Here is a 1,450-nt window from a genome sequence, read left to right on the forward strand (position 1 = left end):
AGTCTGGAACCCGGCCGACTACACACTGCCGGACACGCGGTATTACGTGCCGATCCAGAATGCTTCCAGCGGGAAAGACACCCGGGCACTGGTGGCGTTCGGGACGGACAAACGAGGTACGTGTCCCGACCAGACGGCGTGCCCGACCACGATCAACACGCAGGACCAAGTGGGCACGACGTTCGCACTGGCCTACGACAAGTACCGGAAGCGGCTGTTCCAGGGCGCGTTCGCCCGGCGGTACACCCCGTACGGGCCGGACGGCGGTAACGCGATCTACACCACGCCGACCGACGGTGGGAGCGCGCCGGAGCTGTTCGCGAAGGTGCCGGGCGCCACGGCGACGCCGCACGACGCCACCAACATGATCAAAGACGCCGGGTTCACCAACGCGCCCGGCAAGGAGAGCATCGGCGGGCTGGCCCTGTCCGAGGACGGCTCGACGCTGTACGCGGTGAACCTGCTGACCCGGCGCCTGGTCAGCTTCGACGCGACCGGGACCACCGCATCCGCACCCGAAGCGACGGTGCGCATCCCGGACCCGGGCTGCGCCACGTCCACCGACTGGCGGCCATTCGCACTCTCCACACACGACAACAAGCTCTACGTCGGTGGCGTGTGCAGCGCGGAAAGCACGCAGAAGCGCGAAGACCTGAAAGCCGTCGTCTACACCTACGACGGCGAACAATTCGACACCGTGCTGACCCAGCCGCTCACCGGCGAGCGCGGCACCGTCTATGCCGGTGCCGAGGGGAACGACCAGGCAAACCACTGGAACCCGTGGAACACCAACCTGGCGACCTGGGACCAATTCAAAGTGAACGGAGGAAGTACCCTCGTCAATCCACAGCCGGAGCTCGCGACCCTCGCCTTCGCCCGTGACGGTTCGATGATCGTCGGTTTCCGCGACCGGTTCATGGACGTGGTCAGTGGAGGCGGGCTGGACCCCCGGCCGGGCAATGACACGCCGGAAAACGGCATGTCCGGTGGTGACATCAACATGGCCTGCGCCAATCCCGACGGTGGATACGCGTGGGAAGGCACCGGGAATTGCCCCAACCACGCCGACCCCGCCACCGACGGCGGCCAGAACAGCGGTGTCGTCGAATACTTCCCGGGCGACTACGTGCGGAACAACGGCGCACCGAACGACCCCCGCGGGGTGCACAACGAAGCCTCCCAAGGGTCGGTCGCCTACATCCCGCAGCAGCAATGGGTCATCAGCACGCAGCTGGACCCGACCGACAACTACAGCACCGACGGGACCGGTTACTACGACATCCACACGGGTCAAGGGCCCGGTAACAACCATTCCGCCAACGCGTACCAGTTCGTCAGTCCGACCGACAATGGGTTCGGTAAGGCCGGTGGGCTCGGCGATATCGCCTACGAGGCCGCGAACGCGCCGATCCAGATCGGCAACCGGGTCTGGTTCGACGGCGACCACAAC

The 1,450-nt window shown here is 66.0% G+C and carries 1 pseudogene; it reads left to right on the top strand.

From position 1 onward, the window contains the following. Positions 1–1,450, top strand: a pseudogene (locus NP777_RS46805) (SdrD B-like domain-containing protein); the annotation flags it as partial.

Source organism: Streptomyces rugosispiralis (assembly GCF_024505145.1).
In the GTDB taxonomy this organism is placed as follows: Bacteria; Actinomycetota; Actinomycetes; order Streptomycetales; family Streptomycetaceae; genus Streptomyces; species Streptomyces rugosispiralis.